The organism is Pseudomonas sessilinigenes (assembly GCF_003850565.1).
Lineage (GTDB): Bacteria > Pseudomonadota > Gammaproteobacteria > Pseudomonadales > Pseudomonadaceae > Aquipseudomonas > Aquipseudomonas sessilinigenes.
On the sequence record NZ_CP027706.1, the window covers coordinates 6,208,875 to 6,226,281 of the forward strand.

The window sequence follows — 17,407 nt, forward strand, 5'->3', positions numbered from 1 at the left end:
CCCAGAGTCCGGGTTGGCGAGTGCTGCGCCCAGAACACCAACAATAAGGAGCCACCATGCACCAGCGTACGCAAAACCCTTGCGAGATCATCGATCGCAGCCCGGTTTCTGCTCTGCAGATACGGGTGTTGCTGTTGTGTTTCCTGATCCTTGTGATGGACGGTTTCGACACCGCGGCCATCGGCTATATCGCCCCGGAACTGATCCGGAACTGGGGCATCGAACGGGCGCAACTGGCCCCGGCCTTCGGTGCCGGATTGTTCGGCATGCTGTTGGGCAGCTTCTGCTTCGGGCCCCTGGCCGACCGCCTTGGGCGCAAGAGCGTGCTGCTGATCTGCGTGCTGATCTTTGCACTGGGCACCCTGGCTTCGGCCCTGTCGCCGTCGATCGAGGTACTGGCCGGCCTGCGCTGCATCACAGGCATCGGCCTGGGCGGCGTGCTGCCCAATTGCATCACCCTGAGTTCGGAATATTCCCCGGCGCGACGCCGCATGCTGCTGGTGACCCTGAGCTATTCCGGCTTCACCCTGGGCCTGGCCCTGGGGGGTGGCGTGGCCGGGGCACTGCTGCCCACGGTGGGCTGGCAGGGCCTGCTGGTCATCGGTGGCATCGCCCCTTTGCTGTTGTGGCCCGTGTTGTATTTTGCCCTGCCGGAATCGGTGTGCTTCATGGCCAACAACCCGCGCCATGCCGTGGCCCTGCGCCGCATCGTCGAGCGGATCAGCGGTGAAACCGACTGGCAGCAGGTGCGCTTTGCCGGGGACGCTCCGGCCAGCCTAGGGCGCTCGCCATTATCGGCCCTGTTCAGCCAGGGCCAGATGACCCGCACCCTGCTGCTCTGGCTGACCTTCTTCTGCTGCCTGCTGGTGTTCTACCTGCTGACCAGCTGGCTGCCCACGGTATTGCACGCCAGCGGCTATAACACCGCCAATGCAGCCCGGATCAGCGCGATGATCCCTTTTGGCGGGGTGCTGGGCGGTATTGCCATGGCGCTGCTGATGGATCGCATCGGCGCCCTGCGCATCCTGCCCTGGCTGTGCCTGGGCGCGGCGGCGGCCCTGGCCCTGACCGGCAGTCAACTGCACGGCGCTGTCGGCACCCTGGTCATCGTCTTCCTCGCCGGTTTCAGCCTCACCGGCACCCTGAACAATCTCAGCGTGGTGGCCGCTACCCTCTACCCCACTGCCTCCCGGGCCACAGGCGTGGCCTGGGCCCTGGCGGCCGGGCGTGCGGGCTCGATTACCGGCTCGATGCTGGGGGGCTGGATCTTCAGCAATGCCGGGAGCCTGGAGCACTTCTTCCTGTGGATTGCCACCCCGGCCCTGCTGGCTGGGCTGGCGTTGGGGCTGATGAACCGCATTCGGCAAAAGCCACAAGCCGAGATCGAGCCCACGGCTTGAACCAGGCTCCAGCGGCCTCCTGGCCAGCGCCGCGATCAAGCCCGGCCAATGCTCGTAGCCTGTTTCAGCCATCGGCGCCCTGATAGCAAGATCCAGGGCTGGTGCTGCGCGCAGAAATAGCAATACTGCGCAGCAGCATCACGGTCCGAGCAGCGACAAGCCGCTCGATCAACGACTAAAAAGGGCCTGGGCCATGAGCACTAGACAAACAATCGCCGGCGACATCGTGCTGATCCCTCTCAGCGAGGGGTTCCGGCCGGCGAAGGTGCTGTACGTTTCACACCGCTACAAGGACACGATCCTGCTGGGCCTGTATGCCAACTGCGTCAGCACCCGGCAACTGCCCGACGAACTGGCGGACACATTCGCACTACGGCTCTACACCTCGAAGGCAGCGGTGCGAAAGCAGCGCTGGCACTGGGTGGGCCATGAAGCGCTGCGAGCATCGCAAACCGGACTCGACCTGAGAATCGTGGCGGGGGAGCTCTGGCAAGGTGACCAGCATCTGGGCCTGGCCTCGCCAGAGCAGCGCAAGGACCTGCCCGAGATGTTGGTCATGGGTGCCGCGCTCGTCGAGAAAAAAGCCGCGGCAATCCCCTAGGCCCTCGCTGCGGCATCGACTCCAGGAGCCGACAATGCCGCGCCCCTCGCGAGGCGACGGCAGCGGGCGTTTCAGGTGTGTCTTCAGAAGATATCGATCGGGTAGTCGGTGATCAGCCGGAACTCATCCATATTGCCCTCGCCCTGGGCCACATTCGCCCGGTGCCAGGTCTGGCGCAGGCGCAGGCTCAGGTCCTTCCAGGGGCCGCTCTGCACCACATAGCGTGCCTCGACGTTGATCTCCCGGTGCACCCCATCCTTGCCATACATCCCGGCGTAGGCGCTGCCGGCCGGGGTGTGCGTGCCGTCGATCCCGGAGCCCCGCAGGTAACGGGTCATCAGGTTCAAGCCCGGCACGCCATAACTGGCCAGGGACAGGTCGTAGCGCAGTTGCCAGGAGCGTTCGTTGGGCCCGTTGAAGTCCGAGTACTGCACCGAGTTGGGCAGGTAGATCGAGGCGCCCTGATCGCGACCGTTGCGACCGTTGCGATCCAGGTCACCGACCCCCAGGTAGTCGAACGGGGTGTTGCCATCGACGTTCTGCAAGGCAAGGGTCATACGGTGAGCGCCCAGGCCATAGAACACCGCAGCGCCCAGCGTGGTGTTGTCGATGGCCCCGGCCTTGGAGCGGCCAGTGTCGAGGGTGCGATACAGGTTGAGGTCGAAGCCGGCCTGCTGCCCTTCCCCCAAGTCGGTGCGGCCGTTGAGGTTGGCGTAGTACTGGTTCCAGATGTCCTGGAAGCGCGCAACGTAGAGGCTGGCACCCAGGTCCCGGGTGAACTGGTACTGGCCACCGGCGTAGTCCACCGAAGGGGTGGTGACACCGCTATAGAACGCCCACAGATCACCACTGCTGTTGGTGGTGACATGACCGGTGGCCGATGTGAAGTGCCCGGCCTGCAGCTTGAGCCGGTCCAGTTCCTGGCTATCCAGGGCAAAGCCGGTGGCGGTTTGCGGGATCAAGCGATTGTGACCGATAGCGAACACCGGGGTATCCACCGATTGCTCGCCATAGCGCAGCACACTGTTGGAGACCTTGATCTTGAGCGCGGCACCGGCTTTGGAGTATTCGTCTGCCGGCTTGCCGTTGTCGTGGATCGGCAAATTGTAGGTGCCGGTCTTGCCGCCGGAGGCATCCAGCTTGAGTCCCAGAAAGGCAAAGGCATCCACGCCCACGCCAACGGAGCCCTGGGTGAACCCCGAACTGAAGCGACCGATAAAACCCTGGGTCCAATCCTTGCGATCCGCGCGACCATCCTGAATGCTGCGATTGAAATAGTAGTTGCGGGCCAGCACGCTCAGGTGACTGTCCTCGATGAATCCCGACTCGGCAGCCTGGGTTGTCCAGGGCAAGCAGCCCAATAGCGGCAACAGCAATGGCGATAGAGAACGCGAGACATGGGGCATGGCAAAACCTCTGGTGATTTATTGTTTTTGTCGTGGGTGATGCAGTGCAGCCGCGCGGCTCCCTTGGTGGGCATGGAGCCACCGGAACCGAGCGATCCAGGAAGTGATGCCAGCGCGCTCGTCCAGCCGCTGCCCCTGGCCGTGTACGACTCGCAGGGCAACGGTGCTTTACGGCCTTCGCAGGTTCGCTGGCATCTACAGGGGCAGTACCGCTCAGGGTTGTCGCAGCGGCAGCGGCTTGGGGGCTTGGGCGTCAAGGGCCCGCTTGCCGCGAAAACGCAGGTAGTAGATCGACAGGATCAGCCCCAGGAAGGGCAACCCGCAGACCAGGGTCAGGAAGAACGGTTCGGTGAACAACGTCGTGACCATCACCGCCAACATCAGCAACAGGCCACCGAGGCTGGTCCAGGGGTAGCCCCAGAGCTTGAAGGCCAGGGGTTCGCTGCCCTGCTGGCGACGGAAGCACAAGTGAGTGAGGAAGATCCCGGCCCAGGTGAACATGGCCCCGAACATCGCGATCGACATCATCAGCGTGAAGGCTTGCTCGGCATAGGCCAGGTACAACAAGGTGGCCAGGGCAATGCCCAGGGATGACAGCAACAGCGCCGCCAGTGGCACGCCATTGCGGCTCAGGCGACCAAACATCGCTGGTGCCTGGCCAGCCCGGGACAGGCTGAACATCAGCCGGGTGGTGATGTACAGCTGGCTGTTCATCGCCGACAGCGCCGCCACCAGGATCACTGCATTGATCACCCCACCGGCATAAGGGATGCCGCTGGCCGCCATGACCATGACGAAGGGGCTTTCTCCGCCGGTATTGCGCGCCCAGGGCACGATGGCCAAGACCAGGGCGATGGTCAGCAGGTAGAACACCACCAGGCGCACCACGGTAATGCGAAACGCCCGCGTCACAGCGCGTTCGGGGTCCTTGGCCTCGCCCGCCGCTACCGCGATCATTTCGATGCTCAGGTAGCTGAAGAAGGCCACGATCACTGCGACCCAGGTGCCCCAGACGCCATTGGGAAAGAAGCCCCGGTCATTACTGTAGTTGGCCAGGCCGATACCCGACTCCATGGGCGCGTCATACACCACCCAGGCCCCCAACAGGATGAAGGCAACAATGGCGCACAGCTTGAGCAGCGAGAACAGGTACTCGATGCTGCCGAATACCTTGACGCTGAAGGCGTTGGCCAGGATCAGCGCCAGGGAGAAGCCCAGCATCCAATAGCCTCCCGGCACATCCGGATACCAGAACTTCATGTACATCGCCGCGGCGGTGATTTCCGTGCCCACGGCGAACACGATGGAAGCCCAGTAGGCGTAACGCATGGCGAAGCCGAACCAGGGCGCCACATAAAACTCGGCAAACGAACCGAAAGACCCGGAAGTCGGGTGGCGCACGGTCATTTCCGCCAGGCACCCCATCAACAACAGCGCGATCACCGCGCCGATGCCATAGCTCACCAGCACGCTGGGCCCGGCGAAACCGATGGCAAAACTGCTACCCAGGAACAGCCCGGTACCGATGGCCCCGCCAATGGCGATCATCGACAATTGGCCGCTGCTCAAGGTTTGCTTGAGGCCTTTCTCACGGTCTGCCACTTGTTTGAAGGTGTGTGTTGTTTTTGTCATGACACGCTTGCTCCAAGGCTAGGCACTGGGGTCAGGTCACCGATTTACGGGCCAGGAACTGCGGCTGGTTCCACTCGCCGCTCACGAGGATTTCCCGCAGTGCCCCCACGCACTCCCATACCTCTTGGTAACGGTTGTACAGCGGTGCAAAACCAAAACGCAGGATGTCCGGTGCACGGAAGTCACCGACGATGCCCCGGGCAATCAGGGCCTGCATGACCGGATAGGCCTGGGGGTGGCTCAGGGAGACCTGGCTGCCGCGCTGTTCGGCCTGCCTGGGCGTGCACAGCGTTACACCGAGGCCCTGCAACTGCTGGTCGCAGAGAGTGATGAACAATTCGGTCAAGGCCTCGCTCTTGGCTCGCAGTACCTGCAGGTCGACCCCATCGAACGCTTCCAGGGCCGCTTCCAGGGCCAGCACTCCCAACTGTGGCGCAGTGCCCACCAGCATCCGGTCCAGGCTCGGATGCGGTTGGTATTCATGGGTGAAGTCGAAGGGTTTGGCGTGGCCATGCCAACCTGTGAGCGGCTGGCGCAAATGAGGGATATGGCGCTCGGCAACAAAGACGAAAGCCGGAGCCCCGGGTCCGCCATTGAGGTACTTGTAGCCGCAGCCTACGGCAAAGTCGGCGCCCGCCGCATTCAGGCGGACCGGCATGGCCCCGGCGGAATGACACAGGTCCCAGACCACCAGGACCCCCAACTCATGGGCACGGGCGGTAATGGCCGCCATATCGTAGCGGCGGCCGGACTTGAAGTTGACATGGGTCAGCGAGAGCACCGCCACCTCTTCACTCAGGGCCTCCATCACCTGCTCGGGATCGACGCACTGCAACTGGCACCCCGTCAATTCCGAAACCCCCTGGGCGATGTAGACATCGGTGGGGAAATTGCCGTTTTCCGCCAGGATCACCCGACGTTGCGGCTGCATGCGCAACGCGGCCACCAGCACCTTGAACAGGTTGATCGAGGTCGAGTCGGCAACGATCACTTCATGCGCCTGGGCACCGACCAGATGCGCAATGCGCGCTCCGGTGCGTTGCGGTGCCGGATACCAGTCGGCATCGTTCCAGGAGTTGATCAGCCCCTGGGCCCATTCCTCCTTGAGGACTTGCTCGATTCGCGCGGGCACATGGGCCGGCATCGCCCCCAGGGAGTTACCGTCCAGGTAGATCTTGTGTTGCGGCAGGGCAAAGCGCTGGCGACAAAAGGCCAGTGGATCGGACTCATCCAGTTGTTGGACCTGGTCCAGGCGACAGGGCGTGGAACTGCTCATGACTATCCCTCGGCATTTATTGTTGTGGCGCCTGGACGGCGACAACGGCCGCCAGGCTGTCCAGATCCTAGCCAGGGTTGTCATTACTGGATAATAGAAAAGAAGCCGCCGTGTATTCCGTAAGGTAATGGCCAACCCACTGCGACTATCCGTTCCGGGTGATGCTTTATCGAGGCATTTACGGCGGGTTATGCCATGGCTGGCTTGTCGACTGGCGCGGGCAATGACCAGGCACCGACCGTTTGAGAACGGGGCGCAAAAAAAAGCCGCCCGATCGGGCGGCTGCAATCCCTGACCAGCGTTAGAAATCGAGGGAGAAGTTGAGCGTCATGGCATGGTCCTTGGTCTGCCCGGACAGCTGCCCCGAGTAGCCGATACCCAATTTGCCAGCCGGCGTGACCTGATAGTCCAGGCCGGCCTCGACCAGCGCGCTGTCCTTGGCGATCGGCACGCCCTGGGTCGTGAACGAGGTGCCGCCATCGATGAAGCTCAGGTCGGCATCCGGCTTGGTATCGCCATAGGCATGGCGCCAGCCCAGGCCCAGTCGAGGGGTGAGCTGCTGGCCGTTGCTCAAGGTAATGCGCTTGCCCGCGCGCAGGCCAACGGTGGAGAACGTCACGTCCTGGCTGGCCTTGGCCTTGAGTGCCGCAGCGCCGCCCTTCTCCTTGCCGGTGTCGCTGTCGTAGTTGACATAGGACAGCCCGACGAAAGGTTCCAGCGCCACGCCCGCGGCGTCCATGGCATAACCGACCTCACCGAAGACCTGGGCACTGCGGGCGTTGTAGTCGGCCTTCAGGCGATCGCTGTAGCTGCCGACGGCGACGTCACGCTTGGTCTCGATCTTGTGCCAGCTGTAGGCCGCCCCCAGGCGCACCGCAACGGCATCGAACTGGGAATTGAGGTAGGCCCCAAGGTGGGTGGTGTTGACCGTGGCTTCCGACTGCCGCTGACTGGCCTTCAGGTCGCTGCGGGTATAACCCACGGCCGCACCGGCTCGCCAGGTGTCATCCAGCTGGCGGTCGCTGCCCAGCACGAAGCCCGACAGGTTGCGATCCAGCTTGGCGGTATTGCTGTTGCCGGACATGTCGCCCCAGGTACCCAACACACGCATCCAGCCCACCATCTCGCCCTGGCAACCGCTGCTGCTCAAGCGATTTTCACGGCTGGCCAGCACTTGCCGAGGGTCGTCCTGGCTACTGTTGCAGCCAGGCTGGCGCATGCGGTCGTTGAGGGCATCGCGCATGTAGCGCGAATCCTCCAGCAAGGCGCTGACCGTACTGGCATGGATTTCCCCGGACAGGCTATTGAACGCATTCTGTGCCCCGGCCCGGTCCAGGCCGAGGATCTGATCGTTCAACTGATCGGCCGGATCGTCGTCATCTCCCGAATAGGCGCCCAGTGCCGCCGCCACTCCGCGCTGGTTGCGGGTCTGGGCGACGTCGACGAAGGCGGTCTGGTTGCGGCTGACATTCAGGTTCACCTGGTTGGCGCTGTAGGCCAGCGAGGTGTCGAGGAACACCAGTTGCGGCAGGTTGCTGCTGCTGAAAGTACCGGTGATGCCGCCACCGGCGTTGATCAGCGAGTAGCTGGTGGTGCCGCCACCGTAGTTCAGGCCGGTGACCTGCAGATTGCCCGCCAGGTTGGCGGTGCCACCCACTTGCAACGCCGGGCTCGTGGCCGAGGTCGGTGTCAGTTGCAGGGTCCCGGTGCTGCCGTTGCTGAAGTTGCCGGTGACCGCCAGCTTGCCGATCGGCCCGCCGGAACTCACCAGGCCATTGTTGACCAGCCCCCCGACGCTGCCGTTGCCTTGCAACGCGGCGCCATTGCTGACCACCACCTGCCCAGCCAGGGAAGCCGGGGCGTCGCCGATCTGTACAGTGCCCTGCTCCACCGCCAGGGTGCCGCTGAAGGGCTGGTTGCCATTGAGCTGCAGCAAACCAGCGCCCTGCTTGACCACCGTACCAGTACCACTGAGCAGGCCGTTGAACACGCCATTGCTGTTCTGCGCGAACAACATCCGGGCGTTGACCAGCATCCGTCCCTGCAAGCTGGTGGTGTTGCCCGCCAGGGTGCCGCCACTGACCGTGGTGCCGCCGGTGTAGGTGTTGGCACCCGTGAGCAGCAAGACCCCGGCATCGGTTTTCTCGATACCGCCGCTGCCCACCAGCGGTGCATCGATCTGGGTTACCACTCCACCATTGATCCGTACCTTGGCCAGGCTGCCATCGCTGCCATTGGTAGGGCTCAGGCTGCCATTGCTGCCGGCGACGAAGTTATAGCCGCTGTCGAGCACCTGCATGCCGGTGAAGCTCTGGTTACCGGCCACGGTCACGGTGCCGCCCTGCCCGCCGAAGATCACGAACTGGTTGCCCGCACCCTGGGTCTGGGTACCGGTGGGGTCGGTCCAGTTGGTGGACGAGCCCCAGGTGCCGCTGCCACCACCGATGCTGCCGTTGGCCGTGGTCTGGCCGCCGTTCCAGAACTGCACCTGGCCTGGCGCGCCCTGTACCAGCAGGTTGACCTGGTTGGCCAGGGCGGTCTGCAGGCTCAGGGAGCCCGGCAGCACGCCACCAGGCAGCGTGCCGTAGTTCAGGCCGTTGTTGGTCAAGGTGCCGCCGTAGCGGAACAGTTGGTAGACGCCTACGCCGAAGTTTCCGGCATCGGTGATGTTCAAGGTGCCGTCCAGGGTGAGGTTGCCGGCCACGTTGACCGCCGTGGTGGAGCTGGTGGCCTGGCCCAGGCTGAAGTCCAGGTTGGTGCCGGAAGACAGCACCAGGCCGCCCACGGACAACGGCGTGGCACTGCCGCCGGCCTTGAGGCTGGCGCCATCGCCCAGCTGTACGGTACCGGTGAGCTGGCCGCTACCGCCAATGCTGGCGCCATTGGCCACCTGCACATTGCCGCTGGCCAGGCTGCCGTTGACCAGCAACGAGCCGTCCTGCACCTGGGTGGTGCCGGTAAAGCTGTTGTTGCCGGTCAGTAACAGCGTGCCGCTGCCTTGCTTGATCAAGGTGCCGTTGCCGCTGAGGTTGCCGGCATAGGTGCCATTGGCGTTCTGCTGGAACATCAGCGCGGCATTGTTGAGGATCGAGCCCTGCAAGCTGCTGGCATCGCCGCGGGTGGTGCCTGCGTTGAGCGTGGTACCGCCGCTGTAGGTATTGGCGCCGCTGAGCAGCAAATCGCCGCTGCCATTCTTCACCAACGAGCCATTGCCACTGATCGCGCCGCTGAGGGTCAGGGCCTGCTGGTTGGCCAGGTTCAACTGCGCGCCAAGGGTAATGGCATTGGCCAACTGCAGCGCCACCGGACTGTCGAGCTGGGCGTTGCCGCCCACCGTCAGGGCCCCACTGCCCAAGGCGTTGTCGTTGCCCAGGACCAATTGCCCGGCCTTGAGCAAGGTACCGCCCTGGTAGGTATTGACGCCGTTCAAGGTCAGGCTGGCGTTGCCATTCTTCACCAGGCCGCCGGTGCCACCGACCACACCGCCCAGGGTCAGGGCATTGGAACCGCCGATGTTCAATGCACCAGCCAGGTTCAGTCCATTGCCCAGGGACACCGCCGTGTTGCTGTCCAGGGTGGTGCCATTGGCGGTGCTCAGGGCACCGCTGCCCAGGGCGCTGTCATTGCCCACCACCAGGGTGCCGCCCTGCAGCGAGGTGCCGCCGCTGTAGCTGTTGTTGCCATTGAGCACCAGGGTGCCGCTGTCGAGCTTGGCCAGGGTGCCGCTGCCGGTGAGCGTCACGCCGAGGGTGGCGGTGGCGTTCGGATCGACCCGAATCGCCGTGTTGCCGGTACCGCCATTGACCAGGTTCAGAGCCCCGCCCACGCCGCCTACCAGGTTGTAGCCGTCGGTGACGAACTGCATGCCGGTGAGGCTTTGCGTGCCGTTCACGGTCACGGTGCCGGCATTGCCCTGGAACACCGCGAAGCTGCCGCCCCAGGCCTGGTTCGAGCTGCCATCGACCGACGTCCAGTTGCTGGTGCCACTGCCCCAGGTACCGGAGCCGCCGTCGATCACGCCGTTGCCCGTGGTCTGCGAGCCATCCCAGAACAGCACGGTGGTGTTGGGGGCACTCACCAGCAGGTTGACCTGGTTGCCCACGGCGGTTTGCAGCTGCAGGTCGCCTGGCACCACGCTGCCGGGCAGGGTGCCGAAGTTGAGGCCGTTGTCGGTCAGCGCCCCGGTGTAGTTGATCAGGCGATAGACGCCGGTGCCGAAGCCGCCGATGTCGCTCACGTTCAAGGTGCCGTCCAGGGTCAGGTTGCCACCGACGTTGACCAGGGCATTGCCACCACCGTTGACCGGCGCGCCGAGCCCCACGTCCAGGTTGGAGTTGGCGCCCAGTACCAATGAGCCTGCCGACAGGGTGTTGCCGGAACTCAGCGCCAGGTGCCCGCCATCGGCCACGGTGAGGGCACCGCCCAGGCTGCCGTTGCCGGTCAGGGTCGCGCCGCTGTTGACCGTGACCGCGGCGCTGGCCAGCGAGCCGCTGAGGTTCAGCGTGCCGCCGTTGACCTGGGTGTTGCCGCTCAGGGTACTGGTGCCGCTGAGATTGAGCGTGCCGGTACCGGCCTTGATCAGTTGCCCGCTGCCGTCCAGGCTGCCGCCGAACGTGCTGCCCTGGTTACCGCTGCCCAAGGTCAGGGTATTGCCGCTGCCGATGGCCACCGCACCGCTGCCGCTCAGGCTGCCCAGGCTGGCCGAGGCTCCGAGGTTGAGGTTGCTGCCAGCGGCCAGGTTGACGCCGGCGCTATTGCCCAGGGCACCGCTGCTCTGGGTGGTCAGGCTGCCGGCCAGCACGTTGATGGGGCCACTGAAACTGTTGTTGCCACTCAGGGTCAGGTTGGCCGCGCCGTTCTTGGTCAAGGTCCCGCTGCCAGCGATCACGCCACCCAGGGTCAGGTCGTTGGCCCCGGCCAGGGTCAGCCCGGCATTGACGTTAAGGTCGTTGGTCAGCACCAGCGGCGCACTGTTGGCCAGGGTCGCGGTGCCGCCCACGGTCAGCGCGCCGCTGCCCAGGGCCGTGGCCTGGGCCAGGGTCAGGGTGCCGGCGTTGAGCAGGGTACCGCCCTGGTAGTTGTTGACCCCGCCCAGGGTCAGGTTGCCGGCGCCGTTCTTGATCAGCTGGCCGGCACCGCCGATGACTCCACCCAGGGTCAGGTCGTTACTGCCGGCAAGGGTCAGGTTGGCATTGAGGGTCAGGGCATTGGCCAGGCTCAGGGCACTGCTGGCGTCCAGGGTCGCGGCACCGCCCACGGTCAGGCCACCGGTGCCCAGGGCGCCGTTGTTGCCCAGGGTCAGGGTCCCGGCGTTGAGCAAGGTGCCGCCGGTGAAGCCATTGTTAGCGTTCAGGGTCAGATTGGCCGCACCATTCTTGGTCAGGCCGCCTGCTCCATTGATCATCCCGCCCAGGGTCAGGTCGGCGGTACCGCCGATACCCAGGTTGCCGGCCAGGTTGAGCACATTGGTGAGGCTGACCGCCGTGCTGGCGTCCAGGCTGGTGCCAGCGGCCGCATTCAGCGCACCGCCGCCCAGGGCGGTGTTGCTGGCCAGGATCAGGCCGCCCGCGTTCAACGCGGTAGGCCCCAGGTAGGTATTGTTGCCGCCCAAGGTCAAGTTGGCGCTGCCGTTCTTGACCAGGCTACCGCTGCCACCGATCACCCCACCCAGGGTCAGGGCGTTGGAACCGGCGATATTCAGTGCGCCGGCCAGGGTCACGGCATTGCCCAGGGTGACCGCGGTGTTGCTGTCCAGGGTGGTGCCATTGGCGGTGCTCAAGGCACCTGTACCCAGGGCGCTGTTGTTGCCCACCACCAGGGTACCGCCCTGCAGCGAAGTGCCGCCGCTATAGCTGTTGTTGCCATTGAGCACCAGGGTGCCGCTGTCGAGCTTGGCCAGGGTGCCGCTGCCGTTGATCGCCACGCCGAGAGTGGCGGTGGCGTTCGGGTCGACGCGGATCGAGGTATTGCCACCGCTGCCGTTGACCGCCGTCAGCGAACCACCGGGGGCCCCCACCAGGTTGTAGCCGTCGGTGACGAACTGCATGCCGGTGAAACTCTGCGCCCCGGCCACGTTGACCGTACCCGCAGTGCCCTGGAAGACCGCAAAACCGTTACCCCAGGTCTGGTTGAGGGTGCCATTGACCGAGGTCCAGTTGCTGTTCAGCGAGTCCCAGGTGCCGCTGCCACCATCGACCGCGCCATTGGGCACTGTCTGGCTGCCGTCCCAGAAGCGAATGTTGGTCCCCCCCGATACCAGCAGGTTGACCTGGTTGCCGACGCTGGTCTGCACCACCAGGTCGCCAAGGTTGAAGCCCAGCGGTACGCTGGCCACGTTCAGCCCCAGGTCCACCAGGCTGCCGGTGTAGTTGATCAGGCGATAGACGCCCACGCCGAAACCACCGGCATCGCTGACGTTGAGTTGGCCGCCCAGGGTCAGGTTGCCGCCGACATTGAGCAGCGAAGTGGTGGACGGCGCGCCAAGGTTGGCGTCCAGGTTGGCGCCGCTGTTGAGCACCAGCGAGCCCACCGACAGGGTATTGCCCGAATTCAGCGCCAGATGGCCACCGGACGCCACATCCAGGGCGCCCAGCAACGAACCGGAGCCGGTCAGGGTCCCGCCGCTGGCGACGTTGACCGTGCCGCTGGCCAGGGAACCGTCGACCTTCAGGGTGCCGCCGCTGACCAGGCTGTTGCCGGTCAGGCCATTGATGCCGCCCAGGGTCAGGGTGCCGCTGCCGACCTTGGTCAACTGCCCGCTGCCACTGAGGTCGCCGTTGAACACCGAGCTGGCGTTACTTCCACCGACACTCAGCGCCACCCCGGGGCTGAGTTGCACCGAGCCGCTGCCGGTCAACCCGCCAAGGCTGGCATTGGCGCCCAGGTTGAGGCTGGCGCCCGCGCTGATATTGGCCCCGGAACTGTTGCCCAGGGCGCCGCTGGAGAGCGTGGTCACACTGCCGGCCAGCACGTTCAAGGGTCCGCTGAACGTGTTGTTGCCACTCAGGGACAGGTCCGCCAGGCCGTCCTTGATCAACCCGGAACTGCCGCCGATCACCCCAGCCAGGATCAGGTTGTTGTTGCCGGCCAGGGTCAGGTCGGCATTGAGGGTCAGGTTGTTGCCCAGGGCCATTGGCGTGCTGTTGTCCAGGGTCGCGGCGCCGCCAACAGTCAGGGCGCCGGTGCCCAGGGCCCCGCTGTTGCCCAGGGTCAGGGTCCCGGCATTGAGCGCGGTGCCACCCTGGTAGGTGTTGATGCCGTTGAGCGTCAGGTTGGTCGTGCCGTTCTTGATCAATTGCCCCGTACCACCGATGACCCCGCCCAGGGTCAGGTCGTTGCTGCCGGGCAGGGTCAGGTTGGCATTGAGGGTCAGGTTGTTGTTCAGGCTGATACCTGGTGCGCTGTCCAGGTTTGCCGCGCCAGCCACGGTCAACACTCCGTTGCCCAGGGCGCCATTGTTGCCCAGGGTCAGGGTCCCGGCGTTGAGCGTGGTGCCGCCCTGGTAGGTGTTGGCGCCGTTCAGGGTCAAGTTGGCGTTGCCGTTCTTGATCAAACTGCCGATCCCGCCGACCACCCCGGCCAGGGTCAGGTCGGCGCCGCCACCGATAGTGACCCCGCCGCCGAGATTCACCTGGTTACCCAGGCTCACCACCGTGTTGCTGTCCAGGGTAGTGCCTGCGGCCGCATTCAACGCACCGCCGCCCAGGGCATTGGCGTTACCGACGATCAACCGGCCAGCATTGAGGGTGGTATTGCCCAGGTAGGCGTTGGCACCGTTGAGGATCAGGTCGGCGCTGCCATTCTTGATCAGGCCGCCGATCCCGCCGATCACGCCACCCAAGGTCAGAGCATTGCTGCCGGCGATCGTCAGGTTGCCGCCCAGGTTCAGCCCATTGCCGATGCTGACCGCGGTACTGGCGTCCAGGCTGGTGCCGTTGGCAGCATTCAGCGTGCCATTGCCCAGGGCGCCGTTGGCGCCCAGGATCAGCGTGCCGCCGTTGAGGGCGGTATTGCCCTGGTAGGTATTGGTACCGCTGAGGGTCAGGCTGGAACTGCCACTCTTGATCAGCCCGGCGCTGCCGCCGATGGTGCCGCCCAGGGTCAGGGCATTGCTACCGCCCACCGTCAGGTTGGCGTTGAGGTTGATGGCATTGCCCACGCTCAGGGCGCTGCCGGCACTCAGCGAACTGGCGCCGCCCACGGTCAGCGCACCGCTGCCCAGGGCCGTGGCGCTACCCAGGGTCAGGTTGCCGGCATTGAGCAAGGTGCCGCCCTGGTAGCTGTTGTTGCCATTGAGGGTGAGGTTGGCGCCACCGTTCTTGACCAGTCCATAGGCGCCGCTGACGTCGCCATCCAGGATCAGCGGATTGAGCCCGTCCAGGGTCAGGTCGGCGTTGAGCACTATGTCATTGAGCAGGTCCAGGCTGGTGCTGCCGGCGAGGTTCGCCGCGCCGCCCACGGTCAAGGCGCCGCTGCCCAGGGCGCCGCTGTTGCCCAGGGTCAGGGTGCCGCCGTTGAGCAAGGTTCCGCCCTGGTAGGTGTTGCTGCCATTGAGGGTCAGCCCCGCCGTGCCGTTCTTGGTCAGGCCACCGGTGCCGGTGATCAGCCCGCCCAGGGTCAGCGCGTTGCTGCCGGCCAGGTTGAGGTTGCCGGCCAGGTTCAGGGTATTGCCCAGGGACACCGAGGTGCTGCTGTCCAGGGTAGTGCCGGCGGCGGTATTGAGCACGCCCAGGCCCAGGGCCAGGTTGCTGCCGACGATCAACGACCCGCTGTTGAGGTTGGTGTTGCCCAGGAAGCCGTTATTGCCGGACAGGGTCAGGCTTGCCGTGCCGTTCTTGTTCAGCCCACCGGCACCGTTGATCTGCCCGGACAGCCCCAGGTTCTGGGTGCCGCCAATGGTCAGGGCGCCGGCCAGGTTGACGTTGTTGCCCAGGCTCAAGGCGGTGTTGGCATCCAGCGTCGTACCGGCCGCCGCGTTGAGGGTGCCGGTGCTCAGGGCGCCGGCATTGCCGACGATCAAGCGCCCGGTATTCAGGGCGGTGTTGCCCAGGTAGGCATTGGCCGAATTGAGCGTCAGGTCGGCGCTGCCGTTCTTGATCAGGCCACCGGCACCGCTGACCAGGCCGCCCAGGGTCAGGGCATTGCTGCCGCCCAGGGTCAGGTTGCCGGCCAGGGCCAGGGCGTTGCCCAGGCTGATGGCGGTGTTGGTATCCAGGGTGGTGCCACCGGCCGTGCTTAACAAGCCACTGCCCAAGGCATTGTTGTTGCCCAGGATCAGGCTGCCGGTATTGAGGTTGGTGGTGCCGCTGAAGCCAGTGTTGTTGCCGCTCAGGGTCAGGCTGCCAGTGCCGCCCTTGTTCAGCGCGGCGCTGCCGCTGAGGACGCCGGACAGGGTCAGCGCGCCGACACCGCTGGTACTCAAGGCGTTGTTGAGCACCAAGCTATTGCCCAGGTTGACGGTGCCTGGCGCGCTCAAGGTGGCCGCGCCGCCCAGGGTCACGGTGGAAGTGCTGAAGGCCTGGTTGTTGCCCACCTGCACCGTGCCGCCATTGAGCGTGGTACTGCCGGTGTAGGTGTTGGCGCCATTGAGGGTCAGTTGCCCGGCGCCGGACTTGACCAGCCCGCCGCCACCGGAAATCACCCCGGCCAGGGTGGTGTCGTTGCTGCCTTGCAGGGTCAGGCCGCCAGCGCCCAGGCTGATCAGGTTGTTCAAGGTCAGGCCGGCGGTACTGGCTTGCAGCACACCACCATTGGAGGTCAGCAGGCCGCTGCCGAAGGTGGCGCTGTTGTTGTACAGGGCCACCCCGCCATTGAGCGTGGTATTGCCGCTGACCACCGGCCCCTGCAGTGTCCAGGTGCCGCTGTTGAGGGTCAGGTTGTTGAAGTTGACGTAGTTGGCACTGGAAACCGTGCCACTGCCGGTGGTGCCGCCACCCACGCCCAGGGTGTTTTGCAACAACAGGGTGTTGGAACCGCCAGCGCCACCGTCGATCTGCCCCGTAGGAGCAAATGTCAGGTCGACCCCCAGCAGGCCGCCCAGGGCGATGCCGATCCCGCCGCCACTGCTGACCGAGGAGCCGGTCACCGCGGTGAAGCTGTTGGTACTGCCAGCGCCCAGGGACACGCCTCCGGTGATCTGCCCGGTGTTGGTGAAGTTGTTGCCAGCCGTCGAGGATTGGAACGCCACCCGGCCTACCAGGGTGCCGTTGTTGGTCATGTTGACCTGGGAGCCCCCACGCACCGCCACCACCGGCGCATCGGCAGAGAGCAGGGTCAGGCCCAGCAATGCCGAGGAACCGATGCTGCCGTTGTTGACGATGGTGGTGCTGCCGCCCGCGCCGTTGTTGATGTTCAGCGCCATGCCGTTGAGCGTGCCCAGGTTCAGGCCGAGGATGCCTGACGTACCGTTCAGCGTACCGGTGGCGCTGTTGTTGACGTTGACCACCCCGGCGGAACCGTTGCCGATCACCACGCCATTGCTGAGCAGGGTCACCAGCCCGAGCAGGGCCGGATCGACGGTTCCGTTGTTGTTGAAGGTAATGCCGTTGCCGGTGAGGCTGATCGCCGTGCCGCCGAGCAATGAGTTGAACGTCGCACCACTGCCGACGTTGACCGTCAGGTTATCGGCAGAGCTGGCGAAGGCGTTGGTCAGGATCGCTGTGGCATTGCCAGTGCAGTTGACGGTGTCGTTGGCCACCGGGTTGGCTGGCGAACAGGCTGCCATGGCAGCTGGGCTGGCCAGGCTCCAGAGCAGGCCGGCTATTCCAAGGCGGATGGCCATGGACAGAGGAGACAGATTGACAAACACATCCCTGGCATGACGAACGTTCACGAGCGACTCCTTTCGTGAGCAGGCTTTTCATCCGTAAAAATGCGTACTTCTCACAGGGTGCTTAGCCCTCTACTACTCGCATCGACGCCTGAAACCTGACCATTGGTAAAATTCCTTGGACAGAAACCTAGACGACGCCATGACAGCTGCCTAATGGCCATGCACCATCAAATAGCATTAATACTTTGGAAGTATGTGGGCGCCTTTAGCGGCAAAAATTCATAAATATCCGATAAATATCAATGAGTTAAAGAAATAACC

Annotated in this window: 6 protein-coding genes; 2 read left to right on the forward strand and 4 right to left on the reverse strand. The window is 64.7% G+C overall.

Annotated features, from left to right (window positions below):
• Positions 1–56: 56 nt before the first annotated feature.
• A complete protein-coding gene (locus C4K39_RS28405) occupies positions 57–1,400 on the forward strand; it encodes an MFS transporter (protein ID WP_124348032.1) in 1,344 nt (447 codons plus the stop codon).
• Between the two features lie 193 nt (positions 1,401–1,593).
• Entirely contained in the window at positions 1,594–2,001 is a 408-nt protein-coding gene (locus C4K39_RS28410; protein WP_124348033.1) for a hypothetical protein, read from the forward strand.
• A gap of 83 nt (positions 2,002–2,084) precedes the next feature.
• Here the strand turns inward: C4K39_RS28410 and C4K39_RS28415 are convergent, their stop codons facing one another.
• The 4 genes from C4K39_RS28415 to C4K39_RS28430 all read right to left on the reverse strand — a co-directional run bounded on the left by C4K39_RS28415 (position 2,085) and on the right by C4K39_RS28430 (position 17,146).
• On the reverse strand, positions 2,085–3,407 hold the full coding sequence (locus tag C4K39_RS28415) for an OprD family porin (protein WP_068578599.1): 1,323 nt from the start codon (positions 3,405–3,407) through the stop codon (positions 2,085–2,087).
• 213 nt (positions 3,408–3,620) lie between these two features.
• Positions 3,621–5,039, reverse strand: coding sequence for an amino acid permease (locus tag C4K39_RS28420; protein WP_068578601.1), 1,419 nt, complete (start codon positions 5,037–5,039; stop codon positions 3,621–3,623).
• A 31-nt stretch (positions 5,040–5,070) separates the two neighbouring features.
• Positions 5,071–6,315 (reverse strand): kynureninase, encoded by a 1,245-nt coding sequence (gene kynU, locus C4K39_RS28425; protein ID WP_068578603.1) that lies wholly within the window; start codon positions 6,313–6,315, stop codon positions 5,071–5,073.
• Positions 6,316–6,616: 301 nt separating this feature from the next.
• Positions 6,617–17,146 (reverse strand): autotransporter-associated beta strand repeat-containing protein, encoded by a 10,530-nt coding sequence (locus C4K39_RS28430; protein ID WP_437179343.1) that lies wholly within the window; start codon positions 17,144–17,146, stop codon positions 6,617–6,619.
• Positions 17,147–17,407 lie beyond the last annotated feature (261 nt).